The organism is Noviherbaspirillum phoenicis, from assembly GCF_047237965.1.
Taxonomy (GTDB): Bacteria; Pseudomonadota; Gammaproteobacteria; order Burkholderiales; family Burkholderiaceae_D; genus Noviherbaspirillum_A.
Genome location: NZ_JBDFLX010000001.1, coordinates 2,964,986 through 2,986,760 on the forward strand (window position 1 = coordinate 2,964,986; position 21,775 = coordinate 2,986,760).

21 protein-coding genes are annotated in these 21,775 nt (G+C 64.9%); 8 read left to right on the top strand and 13 right to left on the bottom strand.

The window, feature by feature from the left end; translation table 11 throughout:
- Positions 1-177 precede the first annotated feature (177 nt).
- The 12 genes from ABC383_RS13280 to ABC383_RS13335 form a co-directional block, all read right to left on the bottom strand.
- Positions 178-1,050, bottom strand: a complete 873-nt coding sequence (locus ABC383_RS13280) for a M48 family metallopeptidase (protein WP_413014635.1) — start codon at positions 1,048-1,050, stop codon at positions 178-180.
- Positions 1,050-2,282, bottom strand: a complete 1,233-nt coding sequence (locus ABC383_RS13285; protein WP_413014637.1) for an AmpG family muropeptide MFS transporter — start codon at positions 2,280-2,282, stop codon at positions 1,050-1,052. Before ABC383_RS13285 ends, ABC383_RS13280 begins: the two co-directional genes overlap by 1 nt.
- Positions 2,279-2,893: a methionine biosynthesis protein MetW gene (gene metW, locus ABC383_RS13290; RefSeq protein ID WP_413014639.1), complete on the bottom strand. Its 615-nt coding sequence runs from the start codon at positions 2,891-2,893 to the stop codon at positions 2,279-2,281. The genes ABC383_RS13285 and metW overlap by 4 nt, the downstream gene beginning before the upstream one ends.
- Complete coding sequence (gene metX / locus ABC383_RS13295; protein ID WP_413014641.1) at positions 2,890-4,062, bottom strand: homoserine O-succinyltransferase MetX; 1,173 nt, start codon at positions 4,060-4,062, stop codon at positions 2,890-2,892. Before metX ends, metW begins: the two co-directional genes overlap by 4 nt.
- A 245-nt stretch (positions 4,063-4,307) precedes the next feature.
- Entirely contained in the window at positions 4,308-6,059 is a 1,752-nt protein-coding gene (ptsP, locus tag ABC383_RS13300) for a phosphoenolpyruvate--protein phosphotransferase (protein ID WP_413014643.1), read from the bottom strand.
- Positions 6,060-6,096: 37 nt separating this feature from the next.
- Positions 6,097-6,366 (bottom strand): HPr family phosphocarrier protein, encoded by a 270-nt coding sequence (locus ABC383_RS13305; RefSeq protein WP_194713937.1) that lies wholly within the window; start codon positions 6,364-6,366, stop codon positions 6,097-6,099.
- 22 nt (positions 6,367-6,388) lie between these two features.
- The gene (locus ABC383_RS13310) at positions 6,389-6,796 is read right to left on the bottom strand and encodes a PTS sugar transporter subunit IIA (protein ID WP_413014645.1); all 408 of its coding nucleotides are present in this window, start codon (positions 6,794-6,796) and stop codon (positions 6,389-6,391) included.
- A gap of 30 nt (positions 6,797-6,826) precedes the next feature.
- Positions 6,827-7,774, bottom strand: a complete 948-nt coding sequence (gene gshB, locus ABC383_RS13315) for a glutathione synthase (RefSeq protein WP_413014647.1) — start codon at positions 7,772-7,774, stop codon at positions 6,827-6,829.
- 4 nt (positions 7,775-7,778) lie between these two features.
- Complete coding sequence (gene gshA, locus ABC383_RS13320) at positions 7,779-9,077, bottom strand: glutamate--cysteine ligase (protein ID WP_194713940.1); 1,299 nt, start codon at positions 9,075-9,077, stop codon at positions 7,779-7,781.
- A 200-nt stretch (positions 9,078-9,277) separates the two neighbouring features.
- Positions 9,278-10,801 (bottom strand): ammonium transporter, encoded by a 1,524-nt coding sequence (locus ABC383_RS13325; protein ID WP_413014650.1) that lies wholly within the window; start codon positions 10,799-10,801, stop codon positions 9,278-9,280.
- A 10-nt stretch (positions 10,802-10,811) separates the two neighbouring features.
- Entirely contained in the window at positions 10,812-11,150 is a 339-nt protein-coding gene (locus tag ABC383_RS13330) for a P-II family nitrogen regulator (protein WP_413014652.1), read from the bottom strand.
- Positions 11,151-11,166: 16 nt separating this feature from the next.
- A complete protein-coding gene (locus tag ABC383_RS13335; protein ID WP_413014654.1) occupies positions 11,167-11,943 on the bottom strand; it encodes a TorF family putative porin in 777 nt (258 codons plus the stop codon).
- Between the two features lie 233 nt (positions 11,944-12,176).
- Here ABC383_RS13335 and ABC383_RS13340 point away from each other — a divergent pair, with 233 nt between their 5' ends.
- The gene (locus ABC383_RS13340; protein ID WP_217346123.1) at positions 12,177-12,431 is read left to right on the top strand and encodes an accessory factor UbiK family protein; all 255 of its coding nucleotides are present in this window, start codon (positions 12,177-12,179) and stop codon (positions 12,429-12,431) included.
- 23 nt (positions 12,432-12,454) lie between these two features.
- Here ABC383_RS13340 and ABC383_RS13345 read toward each other — a convergent pair whose 3' ends face one another.
- The gene (locus ABC383_RS13345) at positions 12,455-13,594 is read right to left on the bottom strand and encodes a GGDEF domain-containing protein (RefSeq protein ID WP_413014656.1); all 1,140 of its coding nucleotides are present in this window, start codon (positions 13,592-13,594) and stop codon (positions 12,455-12,457) included.
- 218 nt (positions 13,595-13,812) lie between these two features.
- Between ABC383_RS13345 and ABC383_RS13350 the strand changes: the two genes are divergently transcribed.
- The 7 genes from ABC383_RS13350 to ABC383_RS13380 all read left to right on the top strand — a co-directional run bounded on the left by ABC383_RS13350 (position 13,813) and on the right by ABC383_RS13380 (position 21,740).
- Positions 13,813-15,327 (top strand): YifB family Mg chelatase-like AAA ATPase, encoded by a 1,515-nt coding sequence (locus ABC383_RS13350; RefSeq protein WP_413014657.1) that lies wholly within the window; start codon positions 13,813-13,815, stop codon positions 15,325-15,327.
- A gap of 158 nt (positions 15,328-15,485) precedes the next feature.
- On the top strand, positions 15,486-16,277 hold the full coding sequence (locus ABC383_RS13355) for a fumarylacetoacetate hydrolase family protein (protein ID WP_413014658.1): 792 nt from the start codon (positions 15,486-15,488) through the stop codon (positions 16,275-16,277).
- 178 nt (positions 16,278-16,455) lie between these two features.
- Positions 16,456-16,971 carry a hypothetical protein gene (locus tag ABC383_RS13360; protein ID WP_413014660.1) on the top strand — a complete coding sequence of 172 codons (516 nt, stop codon included), beginning with the start codon at positions 16,456-16,458 and terminating at the stop codon, positions 16,969-16,971.
- Between the two features lie 94 nt (positions 16,972-17,065).
- The gene (locus ABC383_RS13365) at positions 17,066-17,410 is read left to right on the top strand and encodes a DUF1840 domain-containing protein (protein ID WP_413014662.1); all 345 of its coding nucleotides are present in this window, start codon (positions 17,066-17,068) and stop codon (positions 17,408-17,410) included.
- Positions 17,411-17,504: 94 nt separating this feature from the next.
- Positions 17,505-18,815, top strand: a complete 1,311-nt coding sequence (gene rsmB, locus ABC383_RS13370) for a 16S rRNA (cytosine(967)-C(5))-methyltransferase RsmB (protein ID WP_413014664.1) — start codon at positions 17,505-17,507, stop codon at positions 18,813-18,815.
- Positions 18,816-18,861: 46 nt separating this feature from the next.
- Positions 18,862-19,443 carry a DUF4390 domain-containing protein gene (locus tag ABC383_RS13375; RefSeq protein WP_413014666.1) on the top strand — a complete coding sequence of 194 codons (582 nt, stop codon included), beginning with the start codon at positions 18,862-18,864 and terminating at the stop codon, positions 19,441-19,443.
- A complete protein-coding gene (locus ABC383_RS13380; RefSeq protein ID WP_413014668.1) occupies positions 19,440-21,740 on the top strand; it encodes a sensor histidine kinase in 2,301 nt (766 codons plus the stop codon). The genes ABC383_RS13375 and ABC383_RS13380 overlap by 4 nt, the downstream gene beginning before the upstream one ends.
- Positions 21,741-21,775 lie beyond the last annotated feature (35 nt).

Sequence of the window (21,775 nt, forward strand, 5' to 3'; positions counted from 1 at the left end):
GCTTCGCCACCGGGAAGCTACGCCCGTGAGTTCACATGCTGGAAAAGCGCGTTCCGCTTTTCCGCACAATGAATCAGAAAATTTCATTAAAGAACTATTTCATTCCGGCTGCGTATCACGTCAGCCGCCATACAACATGGCCGGCTGCAAGGCTGGCCATGTTGCCTTTTGTTCCTCTCACTGCACCGGCGGCACGCCCTTCACATTGCTGCGATAAGGCGGCAATGCGCCCGGTTGCGCATTCACGGCGCGGGCATAGACCGGCATCACCTGCGGCAGGGTTTTCTGGATCTGGGAAATCCGGTTGTTGCCCGACGGATGGCTGGACAGCCACTGCGGCGGCGCGCTCTTTTCCAGCATGGCCATCTTGCGCCACAGCGCCACGCCGGCGCGCGGGTCATAGCCGGCGCGGGCGACCAGGTCCAGGCCCACGGTGTCGGCTTCGGTTTCGTCTTCCCGCGAAAAGCGCAGCAGCGCCAGTTGCGCGCCCTGCCCCACCACCGTCTGGCCGAGCTGGCCCAGGCCGAAGATGGCCGAGCCGAGGTTGGCGCCGAGCTGCAGCAGGCTGCCCTTGGCCACCCGCTCGCGGCCGTGTTCGCGTAGCGCGTGGGCGATTTCGTGGCCGGCGACGATGGCGATTTCATCGTCGGTCAGCTTCAACTGGTCGACCAGGCCGCTAAAAAAAGCGATCTTGCCGCCCGGCATGCAGAAGGCGTTGACGTTGTCCGCCTTGATCAGGTTGACTTCCCACTGCCAGTCGGCCGCACCCTGGTTCCAGCGTGTCGCCTGGGAAATGATGCGGCGGGAAATGGCGCGCACCCGCTGCAGCTGCGGGTCGGTGTCCGGCGCCAGCACGCCTTTCTGGGCAGCCTGCTGCTTCAGTTCCTGGTACTGCATGGTGGCCTGCTCTTCCAGTTGCTTTTCCGGAATCAGGCCGCGCAGCCGGGACATGCGTTCCACGGCGACGCCTTCGTCCTGCTGCGCCAGCGCCGGCACAGCAGGCAGGACCAGGCAAAACAGCAGGGCGGACAGTCGGGGCAGTTTTTTCATCATTTATTCCATGGTGCAATTTTCGGGAGCATCAGCATGCCGGGCAGCGCCAGCACAAAGCACAGAATAAAGAACAGAAACCATCCTGTCTCGGCGACGATATAGCCGACAGCGGAATTGACAAAGGTTCGGGGCACCGCCGCCAGGCTGGTGAAGAGCGCGTACTGGGTGGCGGTGTAGCGCGGATCTGTCGTGGTGGCAATATAGGACACGAACGCGGCCGTTCCCAGCCCCACGCCAAAGGCCTCGAAACCGATCACCAGCGCCAGCAGCACCAGGTCGGCGCCGGCATAGGCAAGCCAGGCAAAACCCAGGATGGCCACCGCCTGCACCACGCCGAAAATCCACAGCGCGCGGTTGATGCCGAGCTTCACCATCCAGACGCCGCCGATGATGCCGCCGGCGATGCTGGCCCAGAAACCGGTGGTCTTGGCGACCGCACCGATCTGCGTCATCGAAAAGCCGAGGTCGATGTAGAACTTGGTGGCCAGCGCCGTGGCCATGCTGTCGCCGAGCTTGTAGAGAAAGATGAAGCCGAGGATGGCCAGCGCGTTGCCCCAGCCGCCGCGCGCGATGAATTCGCGGAATGGCAGCACTACCGCTTCCCGCATGTTCTTCGGCGGCGCGCCGTAGACGCGCGGCTCGGCAATGACGAAGGTGCAGAGCAGCCCGGGCAGCATGAAGGCAGCGGTGATCCAGAACACCGGCTGCCAGGCCATCAGGTCGGCCAGGATCAGCGACAGCGCGCCCGGCACCATGCCGGCCACCTTGTAGGCATTGACATGGATCGCGCCGCCCAGGCCCTGCTCGTTGTCGGGCAGGATCTCGCGCCGGTAGGCGTCGATCACGATGTCCTGACTGGCCGAGAGGAAGGCGATCGCGCTGGCGGCGGCGGCGATCAGCGGCACCTGGGTCAGCGGGTCCAGCATGCCCAACAGGCCAATGCCGAGAAACAGCAGGCCCTGCGTCAGCGCCATCCAGCCGCGCCGGCGGCCGAGCCAGCCGAAGCTGAAGCGGTCCATCAGCGGCGACCAGAGGAATTTCCAGGTATAGGGAAACATCACCAGCGCGAACAGGCCCAGCGCCTTGACGTTCAGGCCGGACTTGGCCAGCCAGGCCTGCATCAGGGACAGCAGGATGAACAGCGGCAGGCCGGAGCTGAAGCCCAGGAACACGCAGATCAGCATGCGCCGGTTCAGGTAGCTGTGCCAGGTCAGCACGTCCTGCTTCATGCAGCCGCCCGCTTGCGCAGTCGGAACACGGCCAGGCTGCCGCGCCAGTTGGGCAGGAAATTCACCGGCTTGCCGGCCTCGTCGAGCGCAACGAACTCCAGCACTTCCAGGCCGACCTCGTTGGCCAAATCCTGGAAATCGTGAATGGTGGCGCAGCGCAGGTTGGGTGTGTCGTACCACTCGTAGGGCAGGCTGCGCGAGACCGGCATGCGGCCGCGCAGCAGCGCGAAGCGGTGCGGCCAGTAGGCGAAGTTGGGAAAGGACACGATGGCCTCGGCGCCGACGCGGGCGATGTCGCGCAATACGCCCTCGACATTCTTCATCATCTGCAGGGCCGACAGGCACAGCACGCTGTCGAAGGCATTGTCGGCGAAGATCGCCAGCCCTGCTTCCAGGTCCTGCTGGATCACCGGCACGCTGCGGCCTATGCAGGCCGGTATCTTGGCGTCGTCGATTTCCACGCCGTAGCCGGCGCACTGCTTGGCGCTTTGCAGGTAGTCCAGCATCACGCCGTCGCCGCAGCCCAGGTCGAGCACGCGCGAGCCCGGCGCGACCCAGTGCGCAATGAAGGCCAGGTCGGCGCGCAATGCGGTCAGTTCATTGAAGTTCATGCAGCCACCATGCTTTCGCCGCTGATTGAAACGCCAGTTTCCAGCTCGCGCCAGACCCGGTTGTAATAGGCCCGCACGGTGGCCATGTAGCGCTCGTCTTCGAGCAGGAAGGCGTCATGGCCGTGCGGCGCGTCGATCTCGGCATACGTTACATGGCGGCGGTTGTTGACCAGCGCCTGCACGATTTCCCGGCTGCGCGCCGGCGCGAAGCGCCAGTCGGTGGAAAACGACACCAGCAGGAACTGGGCGCGGGCCGCGGCCAGCGCCTCGGTCAGGTTGCCGCCGAACGCGGCGGCCGGATCGAAGTAATCGAGCGCCTTGGTGATCAGCAGATAGGTGTTGGCATCGAAGTATTCCGAGAACTTGTCGCCCTGATAGCGCAGGTAGGACTCGATCTCGAAGTCGATGCCGTAGCCGAACTGGTATTCGCCGGAGCGCAGCTCGCGGCCGAATTTCTCGGCCATGTCGTCGTCGGACAGGTAAGTGATGTGGCCGATCATGCGCGCCACGCGCAGGCCGTTCCTGGGCACCACGCCGTGGGCGTAATAATCGCCGCCATGGAAATCGGGGTCGGTCAGGATCGACTGGCGCGCCACGTCGTTGAAGGCGATGTTCTGCGCCGACAGCTTGGGCGTGGAGGCGATCACCATGCAGTGGCGCAGCCGGTCCGGGTACAGCAGGCTCCAGGCCAGCGCCTGCATGCCGCCCAGCGAGCCGCCCATCACGGCGGCGAACTGGCGTATGCCCAGCGCGTCGGCCAGGCGCGCCTGGGCATGCACCCAGTCTTCCACCGTCACCACCGGAAAGGCCGCGCCGTAGGGCTTGCCCGTGGCCGGATTGACATGCATCGGGCCGGTCGAGCCGAAGCAGGAGCCGAGGTTGTTGACGCCGATGACGAAGAAGCGGTCGGTGTCGAGCGGCTTGCCGGGGCCGACCATGTTGTCCCACCAGCCCACGCTCTTGCTGCCGTCTTCCTTCAGGTAGATGCCTGCCACATGATGCGACGCATTGAGCGCATGGCAGACCAGCACGGCGTTGGAGCGGTCGGCATTGAGTTCGCCGTAGGTTTCATAGACCAGCTGGTAGCCGGCAATGGATGCGCCGCTCTGCAGCGGCAGGGGCGCATCGAAGTGCATGGACTGCGGGGAGACGACGCCAAGAGATTTCATGATGGTCCGGTCTGCGGAACCGGGGCAAGCACGCCCGCGATCCCAAATAAAAAAGCCCGAGAGCGCATGCTGTCGGGCTAAGTTCGGGGCTTTTCCAAGCTCGCTTTAGCCGTATTTATGCGGGGAGTCCCCTGGCGCCCGCAAGCTGGGCTGCCGCGCGGTGCGCTGGCAGCCGGTCAAATCGGCGCAGTCACGGAAGAATAGCGAAGTCATGGGGCGGCGTCAAACGGGCGCGCCCGTGGCTCCTATGCGCTGCGCAGCTGCTCCATCGCCTCGTTGATCGCATTGGCTTCCATCAGCCGCAGGATCTTGCGGGTCCTGGGCACGAGCACCGTCAGGTCGCTGTTGAGGATTTCCTGCTTCACCGACAGCAGCTGGGCCGGATGCATCGAGAACTCGCGCAGGCCCATGCCCAGCAGCAGCCGGGTCAGCTTGGTGTCGCCTGCCATCTCGCCGCAGACAGAGACCGGGATGCCGGCCTTGGCGCCGGCCGCGATCGTGGTCGACAGCAGGAACAGCACCGCCGGATGCAGCGGGTTGTACAGGTGCGCCACCTCGTGGTCGACCCGGTCCACCGCCAGCGTGTACTGGATCAGGTCATTGGTGCCGATCGACAGGAAATCCAGCCGCTGCGCAAACAGCGGCAGCGCCAGCGCGGCGGCCGGTATCTCGATCATGGCGCCGACCTGGATCAGCGGATCGAACTTCCTGTTGGCCTCGCGCAGCTGCGCCTTGGCCTGCTCGATCATGTTCAGCGTCTGGTCGATCTCGAAGGCATGCGCCAGCATCGGGATCAGGAGCTTGATCGGTCCGAAGGCCGAGGCGCGCAGGATCGCCCGCAGCTGGGCCATGAACATCTGCGGCTCTGCCAGGCAGTAGCGGATCGCGCGCAGGCCCAGCGCCGGGTTGAGCGCGGTTTCCTCGGCATTGTCCATCGGCTTGTCGGCGCCGATGTCGAGCGTGCGTATCGTCACCGGCCGGCCCTTCATCGCGGTGACCGCCATCTTGTAGGACTCGAACTGCTCGTCCTCGGTCGGCAGGCGGTTGGCATAGCCGGCGCGCCCCATGAACAGGAACTCGGAGCGGAACAGGCCGATGCCGGTGGCGCCCGCCTCCAGCGCCGCCGCGCAGTCCTGCGGCAGCTCGATGTTGGCCAGCAGCGTGATCTCGGTGCCATCCTTGGTGATTGCCGGCGTCTTCTTCAGCTTGGACAGCTTCTTGCGCTCGCGCAGCATGCGCGCCTGGCGCTCGCGGTACTGCTCCAGCACCACCGGCGGCGGATCGACGATCACCACGCCGGCGTCGCCGTCGATGATGACCCAGTCGTCCTGCGCGATCAGGGCCGAGGCGTTGTACATGCCGACCGCGGCCGGGATGTCGAGACTGCGGGCGACGATGGCGGTATGCGAGTTCTGGCCGCCCAGGTCGGTGATGAAGCCGGCGAAGGCGCGGTCGCGGAACTGCAGCATGTCGGCCGGCGAGATGTCGTGCGCCACCACGATCATGTGGGCGGTCGAGTCGGGCGAACTGGCCAGGCCGGCCAGCGTGGAGGCGGTGCCGGTCAGCACCTTCAGCACCCGCTCGCCGACCTGCTGGATGTCGTTCTTGCGCTCGCGCAGGTAGGTGTCCTCGATCTCGTCGAACTGCGCCGACAGCTCGTCGATCTGGGTCAGGAGCGCCCATTCGGCGTTGTAGTGGCGGCTGCGGATGATATCGAGGGGCATCTCGGAGATCATCGGGTCCGACAGGATCAGCGCATGCACATCGATGAAGGCGCCCAGCTCCGCCGGCGCATCCGGCGGCAGCTCGCGCCATACGGCCTGCAGTTCCTGGTGCACGGCCGCGATCGCGTTCTGCAGGCGCTGCACCTCCGCTTCCACCTGCTCCTCGCTGATCAGGTAATGCTTGACGTCGAGCGCGGCCGAGGCCAGCAGGTGCGCGCGCCCTATCGCGATGCCGCGCGATACCGGTATGCCATGAAGCGTGAAGGATGCCATTGATGTGTGCTTGTTCTGGTGGATCTGCGGGCCGCGCCTACTCACTTTCGCCGAATTTTGCCTGGATCAGCTGCGACAGCGCGTCGAAGCATGCCTGCTCGTCGGGCCCGTCGACTTCCAGACTCACCACGGCGCCCTTGCCGGCCGCCAGCATCATCACGCCCATGATGGATTTCGCATTGACGCGGCGCTTGTTGCGCGTCATCCAGACTTCGCTCTTGTACTTGGCCGCCAGCTGGGTCAGCTTCGCCGATGCGCGCGCATGCAGACCGAGCTTGTTGATGATTTCTATGTCTTGCTGAATCATTATTGGTCTGTTCTTGTTGGTTTCAGGTAGGGGAAAGTCGGACCCGGTTGTCGACCCGCACGGCGCCGTTCTGGCCGCCGGCCAGCGCCATCTCGACCACCACATCGATGGTGTCATTGCGATACGTCAGCGCCCGCAGCAGCATCGGCAGGCTGATGCCGGCCACCACTTCCACGTGGCCCGGCTCGCACAGCGGCAGCGTGCAGTTCGACGGCGTGCCGCCCATCACGTCGGTCATTACCAGCACGCCGCTGCCGTCGTCGATGCGCCGGATCGATTCCGACGCCAGCCGCCGGACTTCGCCGGTGTCCTGGTCGGCATTGACGTCGATCGCCTCCAGGCGCTCGGGCCGGTTGCGAAAGACATGGGTTGCCGCGTCGATGAATGCCTGCCCAAGCGGCGCATGGGTCAGGAGCAGAATGCCAACCATAGGAGGGTGATCAGAAACGGAAAGCCTGCATTAAACCACGCCCGCCGCGCGTTCCAGCGCATCGATGAACTTCTCGGCGACGGAAAAGCCGGTCTGCTGCTCGATTTCCTGGAAACAGGTCGGGCTGGTGACATTGATCTCGGTGAGGTAGTTGCCGATCACGTCCAGGCCCACCAGCAGCAGGCCGCGCTGCCACAAGGTGGGCGCCACGGTCTCGCCGATCTCGCGCTCGCGCGGCGTCAGCGCCCGCGCCACGCCCAGGCCGCCGGCGGCCAGGTTGCCGCGCACTTCGCCGCCCTGCGGTATGCGCGACAGGCCGAAGGGCATCACCTCTCCGCCGATCAAAAGCACCCGCTTGTCGCCGTCGACGATCTCCGGAATGTAGCGCTGGACCATGATGGTGCGGCGGCCGTTGTCGGACAGCGACTCGATGATGGAACCCAGGTTCATGCCGTCTTCCCGCACCCGGAAGATGCCGGCGCCGCCCATGCCGTCCAGCGGCTTCAAGATGATGTCCTGGTGCTCGCGGTGGAAGGCGCGGATGCGGGCATTGTCGGTGGTGACGAGCGTCGGCGCGGTCAGCTGCGGAAACTGGGCAATGGCCAGCTTTTCATTGTGGTTGCGGATCGCTTCCGGCCGGTTGAACACCTTCGCGCCATGGTTCTGCGCGACTTCCAGCAGGTAGGTCGCGTAGATGTATTCCATGTCGAACGGCGGATCGGTGCGCTCCAGCACCGCGTCGAAGTCGGTCAGTGCGCGCGCCACCGCCGGCTCGGCCTGGTACCAGTCGTCGGCATTGCCGGTCAGGTGGATGCGGGCGATGTTGGCGACCACGCGGCCGCCCTCGATGGCCATGTCGCGATGGCGGAAGGCATACAGCTCGTGGCCGCGGCGCGCCGCCTCGACCATCATGGCGTAGGTGGTGTCCTTGTAGATCTTGAAGGTGGAAAGCGGGTCGGCGAGGAAGGCGATCTTCATGTTGTTAATACACTTCCGGATTCGGGTCGGTTTTTTCGAGTTCGATCGAGGCGGCCAGCAGCGCCAGGCGGGCTACCACGCCGTACATGTAGAAACGGTTCGGCGCGGTGGTGCCGGGCCGCGCATGCGGGTCGGGCAGCGCATGCTGCTGGGCGAAGGCCAGCGGCACGAAATGCGCGCCGGGCGCGTTCAGGTTCTCGTCGGCGCCGCGCTCGGCATGCACCCGATAGAAGCCGCCGACCACGTAGCGGTCTATCATGTAGACCACCGGCTCGGCCACCGCGTCGTTGATGTGCTCGAAGCTGTAGACGCCTTCCTGCACGATCACATTGCTCACTTCCAGCCCGTCCTTCACCACCGCCATCTTGTTGCGCTGCTTGCGGTTCAGGTCGCGCACCTCGCTGGCGTCGCGCACCGTCATGATGCCCATGCCGTAGGTGCCGGAATCGGCCTTGACGATGACGAACGGGGTTTCCTTGATGCCGTATTCCTTGTACTTCTTGCGGATCTTGGCCAGCACCGCGTCGACCGCCGTCGCCAGCGCATCCTCGCCCACCCGCTCCTGGAAGTCGACCGGGCCGACCTTGGCGAAATACGGGTTGAGCATCCACGGATCGACATCGATTAGCTTGGAAAACTTCTTGACCACCTCGTCGTAGGCGGAAAAGTGATTGGTCTTGCGCCGCACCGCCCAGCCGGCATGCAGCGGCGGCAGCACGTTCTGCTCGTGCAGGTCTTCCAGTATCGGCGGCAGGCCGGACGACAGGTCGTTGTTCAACAGGATGGTGCAGGGATCGAAGTTCTTCAGGCCGACGCGGCGGCCATTGGCCAGGATCTCCAGCGGTTCGAGCGTAAGCGTGCCGCCGTCAGGCAGGTTGATCGGCGTCGGCTCCTTGATGGTTTCGTCCAGCGTGCCGAGGCGGATGTTCAGGCCAGTCTGGCGGAAGATCTGCATCAGCCGCGCCACGTTCTGCAGGTAGAAGGTGTTGCGGGTATGGCGCTCCGGAATCATCAGCAGGTTCTTGGCGTCCGGACAATATTTCTCGATCGCCGCCATCGCCGCCTGCACCGCCAGCGGCAGCATCTCGGGCGAGAGGTTGTTGAAGCCGCCGGGGAACAGGTTGGTGTCGACCGGGGCGAGCTTGAAGCCGGCATTGCGCAAGTCCACCGAGCAGTAGAACGGTGGCGTGTGCTCCTGCCATTCCAGCCGGAACCAGCGCTCGATGGCAGGCGTGGCGGCGAGGATTTTCTTTTCGAGATCGAGCAGGGGGCCGTTCAGGGCGGTGACGAGATGCGGAACCATGATGAACTTTCTTTACATTACGTCTACAGTGACGCAGATTCTAGCGGGATTCCCGGCCTAGCGCCGGGTGGCAGGACAAGAGATGTGCAGCCAACTGCGAGCAGAATGGGGGCATACCGCCGGTTTTAAACCGCTGGCCCAAAAAAAAGCGCCCCGTGGGGCGCTTGAGGGGCCGCTGGCGGCCAGGAGGTATGACAGGGTCAGGCGTGGTAGGCGGATTCGCCGTGGCTGGTGATGTCCAGGCCTTCGCGCTCTTCCTCTTCCGGCACGCGCAGACCGACGATCAGGTCGACCAGCTTGTAGGCGATGAAGGACACGACGGCGGACCAGACCACGGTGGTCAGCACGGCCTGCAGCTGGATCCAGACCTGGCCGGAGATCGAGTACTCCGGCGACACGGCATTGGCCACATAGTCATAGATGCCGCTGCCGCCCAGCGAGGGCGAGGCGAACACGCCGGTCAGCAGGGCGCCCAGGATGCCGCCCACGCCATGCACGCCGAACACGTCCAGCGAGTCGTCGGCGCCGAGCATGCGCTTCAGGCCATTGACGCCCCACAGGCAGATGATGCCGGCCAGCAGGCCAATCACCAGCGAACCCATCGGGCCGACGAAGCCGGCGGCCGGGGTGACGGCAACCAGGCCAGCGACGGCGCCGGACGCAGCGCCCAGCATCGAGGGCTTGCCCTTGGCCATCCACTCGCCCATGGTCCAGGTCACGACCGCGGCGGCGGTTGCCAGCATGGTGTTCAAGGTTGCCATGGCGGCCAGGCCGTTGGCTTCCAGGCCGGAGCCGGCGTTGAAGCCGAACCAGCCCACCCACAGCAGCGATGCGCCGATCATGGTCATGGTCAGCGAGTGCGGCGCCATGGCTTCGCGGCCGTAGCCGATGCGCTTGCCGATCACGAAGGCGCCCACCAGGCCGGCGATGGCGGCATTGATGTGCACCACGGTGCCGCCGGCGAAGTCGAGCGCGCCCTTCTGGAACAGCCAGCCCGAAGCGGCGGTGGCGGCTTCAGCGGCGGCGGCGTCGGTATAGGCGTCCGGACCAGGCCAGAACCAGACCATGTGGGCGATCGGCAGGTAGGAGAAGGTGAACCACAGCACGGTAAACAGCAGCACCGCGGAGAAGCGCACCCGCTCGGCAAAGGCGCCGATGATCAGGCCGCAGGTGATGGCGGCGAAGGTGGCCTGGAAGGTCACGAAGGTGAATTCCGGCAGGACCACGCCCTTGCTGAAGGTGCCGGTCACGGTCTCGACCGTGATGCCCTTCAGGAACAGCCTGTCGAACGAGCCGATGAAGCTGCCTCCCGGCGTGAACGCCAGCGAGTAGCCGTAGATTGCCCACAGCACCATCACCAGCGAGAACACCGTGAAGACCTGCATCAGCACCGACAGCATGTTCTTGGAGCGGACCAGGCCGCCGTAGAACAGCGCAAGGCCGGGGATGGACATCATCGCCACCAGGATGGTGGCAACCGTCATCCAGGCGACGTCGCCCTTGTTGGGCGTGGGTGCGGCGGCGGCCGGCGCTGCAGCAGCGGCAGGCGCCGCCGCGGCGGGAGCAGCCGCGGCCGGCGCGGCGGCTGCCGGTTCGGTGGCGGCCTGGGCCACCACGGTGGCGGGCGCCTTGGCGGCGTCATCGGCGGCGAAAGCCGAGTGACCAAAGCCGATGGCGCACATCAACATGCCAGCGGCGAGCAGTTTTGCAAATGGTTTTTTCATGTTGTCATCCTTACAGCGCTTCTTTGCCGGTTTCACCGGTACGGATACGCACTACCTGCTGGAGGTCATAAACGAAAATCTTGCCGTCGCCGATCTTGCCGGTGCGGGCCGCGGTCTCGATGGCCTCGATCGCCTGCTCGACGATGGCCTCGTCCACCGCGGCCTCGATCTTGGTCTTGGGCAGGAAGTCGACCACATACTCGGCGCCGCGGTACAGCTCGGTATGGCCTTTCTGCCGTCCGAATCCCTTGACTTCCGTGACCGTGATTCCCTGCACGCCTATGGCGGACAGGGCTTCGCGCACTTCGTCAAGCTTGAAGGGTTTGATGATGGCGGTGATGAGTTTCATGGGAAGCTCCCGGGTGTCAGAAGGTTTTCGAGATCGACAGCACCGCGCCGGTGTTGCCTACCCGCTTGGTGCGGCCATTGCTGTCGACAGCGGTATAGAGGTTCTTGTCGGCATCGGTGCCGACGATGGCCAGGCCCACCGTGGCAAAGCCGAAGTCGCGCGCCACGCCGACCTTGTAGTCGTTGTAGTTGAAGTCGCCATAATGACGCACCCACTGGCGGCCGGCATGCAGCGTCAGCGTGGTCTTTTCGGCAACCTCGAAGGTGGCGTTGAGGTCGAGGTAGCCGGAACCCTTGGAATTGCCGTTCGGTACGGCGGCAGTGGCGTTGTTCAGGCCAAAGAAATCGGTCAGGCCGTAGCTGTACTTGGCCGAGAACCACTTGTAGGCGCCAGCGAAGTAGACTTCGCCGTTGTTGTATTTCTCGCCCGTGTTGCCAACCTTGGCAGCCGGGTAATAGTAGTAGAGCAGGCCGATGTCGGCTGTGAAGTCCGGCATCACCTCGAACTTGTAGCCGCCGTAGAAATCCATTTCCAGGCCGGCGCCATTGTTGTACTGGTTACCGCTGACGTTGGAGTTCCAGTTGCCCAGGTAGAAGCCGCTGCTGTGGGAATAGTCAAAGCCGCCCTGCACTGCCGGCTGCTTGAATGTCTGCGAAATGCCGCGGAAGCGATAGTCCGACACCACCGCCACATTGCCGGTGAAGGTATGCTCGGGCGTCGGCGCGGCGGTCTGCGCATGGACGGAAACGGACAGGGCACTCAGCACTGCGGCGGACAGGATCAGCTTTTTCATGAAATTCCCTTAAAGTTATTGGCGCGTTACGTTCTTTTGCTTTGTTCAGGTACTCTGTCCTAGCATTAGCATGAGGCGTGCCAGCCGATGGAGTAGTGGCAGTTGCGCTATGTAATGCATCACCGATCGACCTGTATGATTCAAAACAAGCGATCTCCGAACGCACCGTCGTGGAGCGCACCGCGAACGTGCGCACCAAATAAGAGCAAAACTTCCATTCATCGAGGAAAATCATGAACAGATCCAATTTTTTCAACGACTTGCAGAGCAAAATCGGCCAGGTCATCGACAATTCGCCCGCGAAGGACCTGGAGAAGAATGTCAAGGCGATGCTGAGCCAGGGGTTTTCCCGGCTGGATCTGGTGACGCGTGAGGAATTCGACGTGCAGATGCAGGTGCTGGCCAAGACCCGCGCCAAGGTGGATGCGCTGGAAGCGCGCCTGGCCGAACTGGAAGCCCTGCTCAGGGACAAGCAGGGCGGCGCCTGAGGCAGCCGCGCCGGCCGGGACGTTCAGATGCAATAACGGTTGCGGCCAGCTGACTTGGCCTGATACAGCAGGCCGTCCGCGCGCTGCATCAGCGCCGTCCAGTTGCGCTCGTCGTCCTGCGGCTGCAGCACGGCAAAGCCCATGCTGACCGTCACCGGAAGATTGTCGCGGAAGCGGTAGCGCCTTACTTCGCCCAGCAGCCGTTCCGCCAGCATGGTGACGCCTTCCCGGTCCATGCCGGGAAAGATGATGCAGAACTCCTCCCCGCCGTAACGCCCGACGATATCGATATTGCGGCAGGTGTCCTTCAGGATGTGGCCGATGTCGGTGATCACATGGTCGCCCGCGTCATGGCCCAGCTGGTCGTTGATCTTCTTGAAATGGTCGATGTCGATATAGGCGACTGCCAGCGGCCGGCCCAGCCGCTGCGCCACGTCGATCTCGCGCTTGCCGGCCGCCACGATGGCGCGCCGGTTGTAAAGGCTGGTCAGTTCGTCATGCGTGGCCATCTGGTGCTTCTCCGCCACCATGCGCTCGAAGTACAGCAGCAGCAGGGCCATGGCGAACAGCAGCGTGCTGACCATCGGGATCATGTAGACCACCACGACCCCGGCCCCGGCCGCGGTATCGGGCAGGAAATGCGGATGTTCGCGATAAATGCCGATGGCGCGCGCGCTGAACGTGACGAAGGACACCAGCGCGGCGACAAAGGCGAGCATGCCGGCAAAGGACGGAACCGGGTGCCGCCGCTTCCAGAGTTCCAGCAGATTCAGCAAGGCCAGCAGCGCCATGGCAAGCGAGGACAGCAGCGCGCGCTGCCGCAGCGGTTGGTCCAGCAGCATGGACAGCGCAAACAGCGCGGCGAATCCGGCCAGGATGACCCAGCCCAGAATAGTGCGCCGGCGGCGGTAGAACGCCCGCACGCCCCACCATTGCGTGACCATGCCGGCGATGATCGCGGTGTTGCCTATCACGGACAGGACAAACTTCGGCGCGCCGGCATTGATGATGACAATTAGCACGCCCACGGCGGAAAGCAGGCCGGAAAGCGCCCAGTAACGCGTGCAGCGTTCCGCCGGCGATGCGTAGAACGTGCCCGCCATGATGATGGCCACAGCCAGTTGCACCGCCATGGTTGCCGTAGCGGCAGTAATCGGGTCCATCTGCATCGAAAGAGTTAACTCCAGGAAATTTTTCGGGACGGAAAAACTGGTCGGTACATCATAGCCGATCAACCGTTCCGTACCGCTGACGACGCCAGCCTGCTTTGTTAGCGCCGCCCGGTTGAAGTTACCGACTGCCTTGCGTATCTTGCGCTCTCGGTCTGAATACCTGCGTCGACGACGCGCAACCCGGTTTGCCCTTCGATGACGGAGCGAGCATGACATTGGCAGTGTTGAAAAGTCGTTCGTTGACAGGCATGGCCGCACCGGAAGTCACGGTGGAAGTGCATCTGGCCAACGGTTTGCCGGCTTTCACCATCGTCGGGCTGCCGGACACCGAGGTCAAGGAATCGCGCGACCGGGTACGGGCCGCGCTGCAGAATGCCTGCTTCGAGTTCCCGGCGCGCCGCATCACCGTCAATCTGGCGCCGGCCGACCTGCCCAAGGAATCCGGCCGCTTCGACCTGCCGATTGCGCTGGGCATCCTGGCGGCATCCGGCCAGATGCCCGCAGACCGCCTGGACGACTATGAATATGCCGGCGAACTCTCGCTGTCCGGCCAGTTGCGGCCGATCCGCGGCGCATTGGCCATGACGTTTGCCATGCAGCGGGCCGGCAGCACCCGCCGCGCCTTCATCCTGCCGCGCGCCAATGCCGACGAAGCGGCGCTGGTGACCGGCGCCACCGTGCTGCCGGCCGATTCCCTGCTGCAGGTGTGCGCCCATTTCGCCACGACGGATCCGCAGCAGCGGCTGCAGCGCCACCAGGCCTGCCTGTCGCCGCAGCCGTATCCCTATCCCGATCTGTCCGACGTGAAAGGGCAGGCCCATGCCCGCCGCGCACTGGAAATCGCCGCGGCCGGCGGCCACAGCCTCTTATTGATCGGGCCGCCGGGCACCGGCAAGTCCATGCTGGCATCGCGCCTGCCCGGCATTCTCCCGCCGATGACGGAAGAGGAAGCGCTGGAATCGGCCGCGCTGCAGTCCCTGACCGGCAGCTTCGACCCATTGCGCTGGAAATCCCGCCCCTATCGCGCGCCGCACCACACCGCCTCCGCGGTCGCGCTGGTGGGCGGCAGCAGCAGCGTGCGGCCAGGCGAGGTGTCCCTGGCCCACCGCGGCGTGCTGTTTCTCGATGAACTGCCCGAGTTCGAGCGGCGGGTGCTGGAGGTATTGCGCGAACCCCTGGAGTCGGGATGCATCACCATTTCCCGCGCGGCCAGGCAGGCGCAATTCCCGGCCCGGTTCCAGCTGGTGGCCGCGATGAACCCCTGCCCTTGCGGCTACTTCGGCCACCAGGCAGGCCGCTGTCGCTGCACGCCCGACATGGTGAACCGCTATCAGGGCCGGATTTCCGGCCCGCTGCTCGACCGCATCGACCTGCAGGTCCAGGTCGGGCCGATCGCCCAGGAGGAGCTGCTGGCCGGCGGCAGCGGCGAAACCTCGGACGCGGTGCGCGTCCGGGTCGAGCAGTGCGCCCGGCGCCAGATCGGGCGCCAGGGCGAACTGAATGCGGCGCTGGCGGGTGCCGGCCTGGAAAGCGCCTGTCATACGAGCCCGGAGGGCGAACTGCTGCTGCGCAATGCCATGTCGCGCCTGGGATGGTCGGCGCGCGCCTACCACCGCGTGCTGCGGGTGGCACGGACCATTGCCGACCTGGCCGGCAGTGAGGAGATCGGCCAGGCCCACATTGCCGAAGCCATCCAGTACCGGCGCGCGCTCCGGCATGACTGAAGGCTGAAGGCGCCAGGCCGGATCTCCTACGGGAACGCGCAGGCTTGCCAATTCCTGCTGCGTTGCATCAGTGAAACCTGGCTTCTTCTGCTGCATAATGCGTCGACGGTCCGGCACATCCGTGCGAACAAGGGCCGAATGATAATCAGGAGACCATCTTGGATCAGTCCAAACGAACCCTATTGAAAACCGCGGCAACCGCGGGCATTGGTGGCCTGGCCGGCTGCGCCATTCCGGGCAGAGCCAGCCATGACACGAAAACGCCCTTTGCGGTGGCCCAGCCCATGCTTCCCATCGTGGGCAGCAGCGAGATGTTCCCGGTGCGCCGGATTTACTGCATCGGCCGCAACTATGCCGCCCATGCCCGCGAGATGGGCTCCGACCCCAACCGCGAACCGCCGTTCTTCTTCCAGAAGCCGTCCGATGCGATTCAGCTGGTGCCGCCGGGCCAGACCATCGACCATCCCTATCCAACGCTGACCAAGAACTATCACTACGAGATCGAACTCGTCGCCGCGCTCGGCAAGGGCGGCCGCAATGTGCCGCTGGACCGGGCGCTGGACCTGGTGTACGGCTATGCGATCGGTCTGGACATGACCCGCCGCGACCTGCAGCGCGGCATGGGCGACCAGAAAAAGCCCTGGGAGATCGGTAAGAGCTTCGACCATTCAGCGCCGATCGGCCCCATCCATCCGGTGAGCTCGACCGGCCATTTCAGGAATGGCGCCATCTGGCTCAAGGTCAACGACGCAGTCAAGCAGCAGGCTAACCTGGACCAGATGATCTGGTCCGTGGCCGAGCAGATCAGCAAGTTGTCCGAGGCATTCGAGCTGATGCCGGGCGATATCATTTACTCCGGCACGCCTGAAAACGTCGGGCCGGTGGTGCGCGGCGACATCATGGAAGGGCATATCGACGGCCTGCCGAACATCCGCGTGAAGGTGGTATAGCCGGGCGTGGAAACTGGCGACAGATTGTGTTCGCGCAAAGAATAAATACTTGGATGGCAATACCATGAATTCGGTTCTTCGCTGAAGCACCACTCCCTGGAAGTTTTTAGCCCGTGCTGCAAGCGCGGGCTTTTTCTTGGGCGGCGCTGTGCCGTGCTCCGCTGTTATGATTGCGCGCATGCCGAATTTCCGCCGTGTCCTCTCTGCCCTGCTCCTCTGTGCCACGCTTGCCGCCTGCTCGCCCGACTACAACTGGCGCCAGGTGCAGCCGGCCGACGCCACCTTCGTCGCCCTGTTCCCCGCCAAGACATCCAGCCATACCCAGCAGGTCAACCTGGACGGCATACGCACCGACATGGCGATGACGGCGGCGGAAGTCAACGGCGTGATGTTTGCCATCGGCAGCGCCAGCCTGCCCAGCGCAGCGCTGGTGCAGCCGGCGCTGGCGGCAATGAAGACGGCGATGGTGAAGAACATCGGCGGCGCCATCGCCAGCGACAAGGCAGTGGCCGGACCGCTGCCCTTGAATGAAGTGGTGGCCGATGGCAGCCGCAACGGCCGGCCGCTGCGGCTAACCGCCCGCTTCGGCGCGCGCGGCCAGCGGGTCTATCAGGTGGTCATCATCGGCGCGCCGCAGGACGTGCCGGCGGAAGCGGTGACAACTTTCTTCGACTCCTTCAAGCCGGGAAGCTAGCGGTATTGCAGCGAGCAGCCTTGCGCTCGCGCCAGCGTCGGTTTTGCGAGCGTGCTATCGTTTTGCCCATCTTGTTCAATACGAAAGGGTCTTTATGCTGATCACATTCAAATCAAAGGCCGCCGCCGAAATCCTGATGTACAAGGAGCATGCCAAGCGCATCCTCGACCTGCTGGGCAAGAACCCTGACCAGGGCGTCATCACCCCGCCGGAAATGCCGAACGCGATCACCGTGCTGGAGAAGCAGATCGCCGAGAGCCGGGCCCACTCCGCCGCGGAAGAACTGCAGCGCGACGTAGCGGCGCATCATGGCGATGACCATGACGACCACGACCATGAACCGGCGCAGGTGGTGAGCTTTGCCAGCCGTGCCTATCCGCTGCTGGAAATGCTGCGCGCCGCAGACCGCGAGCAGCAGCCGGTGGTCTGGGGCGTCTAGGCCGTAGCACGAGTAGCGCAGGCCGGGCGGCGGGTCCGTTACAATCCCGCCTTTGCAGCGGATTCCCGCCTGTCTTTCTGCCTTCAGCCGACCCGTGACCTCTCCTTACCCCAAACATGATTCCCTCGCCTACAGCCTGCTCGGCGCCGCCCGTGCGGTAGCCCTGGTGCGCACCGGCACCGCACTGCCGCAGGCGCTGGCACGCGTCAACCAGACGCTGTCGGCCAGCCCGCAGGCACGCGGAGCGATCCAGGACATCGCCTATCGCGCCATGCGCGCACGCGGGCGCGCCGACGCGCTGGTGCAGGCGATGACCAGCAAGCCGCCGCAGCCGCCGCTGCTGCTGGCGCTGCTGGAATGCGCGCTGGCGCTGCTCGATACCGATGCCGGCGCCGATGCCGCCTATGAGGCCTATACGGTGGTCGACCAGACGGTCAGCGCCGCCGGCGCCGACGCCGAGCTGGCGCATGCGCGCGGCATGGTCAATGCGGTGCTGCGCCGCTTCCTGCGCGAACGCAATGCGCTGGCCGCGCAGCTGGCCGGCAACCGCGAGGCGCAATGGAATTATCCGCAATGGTGGATAGACGCCGCCCGCACCGCCTACCCCGCTGCATGGGAGCAGCTGCTCGCAGCCGGCAACAGCCTGCCGCCGCTGACGCTGCGCGTAAACCGGCGCAAGACCGACATGGCGGCCTACCTGGCGCTGCTGGAGCAGCACGGCATGGCGGCGCAACAACTGGGGCCTGACGCGGTGCGGCTGGCGCAGCCGGTGCCGGTGCAGCGCATTCCCGGCTTCGGGCAGGGCTTAGCGTCGGTCCAGGACGCAGCCGCCCAGCTGGCCGCGCCGCTGCTGGACGCGCAGGACGGCATGCGGGTGCTCGACGCCTGCGCCGCGCCCGGCGGCAAGACCGGCCATCTGCTGGAATGCGCCGCGCTGGACCTGGTGGCGCTGGACCAGGACGGGCAGCGGCTGCAGCGCGTGGCCGACAACCTGCAGCGCCTGCAGCTGCAGGCCAGCCTGCAACAGGGCGACGCCGCGCGCCAGGACTGGTGGGACGGCAAGCCGTTCGACCGGATACTCGCCGACGTGCCCTGCACCGCCTCGGGCATCGTGCGTCGCCACCCCGACATCCGCTGGCTGCGCCGCAAGGGCGACGCCACGCAGCTGGCGACGCTGTCGGCACGCATTCTCGACAACCTGTGGCAGATGCTCGCGCCGGGCGGCAAGATGCTGTTCGTCACCTGTTCTGTCTGGCCGCAGGAATCGGAAGGACAGGCCGCCGCCTTCGCGGTGCGCCATCAGGCCCTGCGCCTGCCCGCGCCTGGCCAATTGTTGCCCGTTTCACAAGCCGGACAGGATCACGACGGCTTGTTCTACGCGCTATTCCAAAAGCCGGGCGTTTGATACCATGGCCCAAACAATTTCCCGGGCTGCAAGCCTGCGATAGCGCGTGATTCGACGATTTTTCCTCTGGTTCTGGCTGGCAGCGGCACTGGCGTCCATGCTGACACTGGCCATGCCAGCGGCGCATGCCGGCGATGTCGAGATCGCGGAAGCCAATCTTGAATACACCGACGAAGGCTACAAGCTGGCCGCCGTCTACCAGTTCGATCTCAACCGCAGCCTGGAAAGCGCCATCGCCCGCGGCATACCGCTGTACTTCACCACCGAAGTCGTGATCCGCCGCCCGCGCTGGTACTGGCTCGACGAGCGCACCGCCAGCGCCACCCAGACCATACGGATTTCCTATAACGTGCTGACCCGGCAATACCGCGCCGCCATCAATGGCAGCAATCTGCAGCAGAGCTTCGCTTCGCTGGACGAAGCCATGTCGCTGGTGCGGCGGCCCGGGCGCTGGCTGGTGGCCGGGCCGGATGCGCTCAAGCCGGGCGAGTTCTATTCCGTGGCGCTGCGCATGGAGCTTGACGTCGCCCAGCTTCCCAAGCCCTTCCAGATCCATTCCATCAACAGCAGCGACTGGCGGCTTTCCTCCGACTGGCGCTACTTCACTTTCAGGGCGGACGGCAAGTGACGCGGGTGCTGCGGTATGTGCTGGTCTTTGGCGGGGCGATCACCGGCATCCTGTTATTCCTGCTCGCCTCCGCATCCGAAAATTCGGTGTTCTTCGACCAGAACTATTCCTGGCTGCTGGGTTTGAACGCATTGTTCGCCGCGCTGCTGCTGGGCCTGGTCACGACCCTGCTGCTGCGGCTGTACCAGCGTTACAAGCAGCGCCGCTTTGGCTCGCGGCTGATGACCAGGCTGGTGATGCTGTTTGCGCTGATCGGCATCCTGCCCGGCACCGTGATCTATGTGGTGTCGGTGCAGTTCGTGTCGCGGTCGATCGAATCGTGGTTCGACGTGCGGGTCGAGTCGGCGCTGGAAGCGGGCCTGAACCTAGGCCGCACCGCGCTGGACTCTTCGCTGGCCGACCTCAACGCCAAGGCGCGGGCCATGGCGCTTGAACTGGCCGACTATTCCGACGCCAGCCAGATCACCCAGCTTTCCAGGCTGCGCGACCAGAGCCAGCTGCAGGAAGCGCTGATCGTCACGTCCAGCAACCGGGTGGTGGCCAGCGCCGGCGGCAACATCGGCTCGCTGGTGCCCGAACTGCCGACGGCGAACATGCTGAGCCAGGCCCGCCTGACGCGCGGTTTCGCCGCCATCGAAGGCAGCAGCGAAGGGCTGGACCGGCTGCGCGACGGCAAGCCGAAGGCAGCCGACCCCGGCGCCGGCCTGAGGCTGCGCGTGGTGGTCGCCATCCCCGGCAAGAGCAGCGACCTGTCGCTGCAGAACGAGGCCCGCTTCCTGCAGCTGATGCAGCCGGTATCGCAGCAGCTCGCGGCTGACGCCGAGGCCCTGCGCGCCGCCTACAGCGAATATCAGGCGCGCTCGGTGGGCCGCACCGGCCTGCGCAAGATCTACATCGTGACGCTTACCCTGACCCTGCTGCTGGCCATCTTCGGCGCCGTCACCAGCGCCTTCCTGATCGCCAATGACCTGGCGCAGCCGCTGCTGCTGCTCGCCGAAGGCACCAAGGCGGTGGCCGAGGGCAACCTGTCGCCGCGGCCCATCGTCGCCACCAGCGACGAGCTGGGCACCCTGACGCAGTCGTTCAACACGATGACCCGCCAGCTGTTCGACGCCCGTGCCGCCGTGGAGAGGAACCGCACCGAACTCGAAAACGCCAAGGCCTATCTGGAATCGGTGCTGGCCAACATGTCGGCCGGCGTGATGGTGCTGGACGGGCAGTTCCGCCTGATGAGCTGCAATGAATCGGTGGACCGCATCCTGCAGCATGACTTCGAGCCGCACCTTGGCCAGCCACTGTCGGAGATCGAGGGCCTGTCCGCCTTTGCCGACGTCATCATCCGCGCCTTCACCGAGCAGAGCGCCAAGTCGGCCGGCGAGCATGGCAACGACTTCCACTGGCAGCAGCAGATCGAGATACCGCGCAGCGTCGGCGATGCCGAGGTCGAAAACAACATCACCCTGCTGGCGCGCGGCTCGCGGCTGCCGGTCGACAGCGCAACCGGCTACGTGGTGGTGTTCGACGACATCTCCGACGTCATCTCCGGCCAGCGTTCGATCGCCTGGGGCGAGGTGGCACGCCGGCTGGCGCACGAGATCAAGAATCCGCTGACGCCGATCCAGCTGTCGGCCGAGCGGCTGCAGATGAAGCTGGAAGAAAAGCTGGCCCCTTCCGACGCCGCCATGCTGGGTCGCGCCACCAGCACCATCGTCAGCCAGGTGACGGCGATGAAGCGCATGGTCGACGACTTCCGTGACTATGCCAAGACGCCGCCGGCGGTGCTGTCGCCATTGAACCTGAACGGGCTGATCGAGGAAATCCTGGCGCTCTACATGAGCGGCGACGAGCGCGACATCATCCATGCCGAACTGGCGCCGGACCTGCCGCGGGTGATGGGCGACGCCACCCAGTTGCGCCAGCTGATCCATAACCTGCTGCAGAATGCCCAGGACGCGGTGGCCGAACGCGCGGATGCCGAGGCTGAACCGGCCCGCATCGATCTGGTTACCGAGACGGTGCACTTTCCCGGCTCGGACGGCATAGCCCAGACGGCGGTGCGGCTGACCATCACGGACAACGGCCCCGGTTTCGCGGCCAAGATCCTGGCCCGCGCCTTCGAGCCCTATGTCACGTCCAAGACCCGCGGCACCGGCCTGGGCCTGGCGATGGTGAAAAAAATCGTGGAAGAGCACGGCGGCCGCGTCGATATCCAGAATCGGCGCAATGTCAGCGGCGCTAAAATAGTCATACTGCTTCTGAAGCTGGCGTCCAATGCCGAAGAACTAACGAAAAGCTAACAAGATCAGGCAGCGCCACACAGACAAGTAGAATG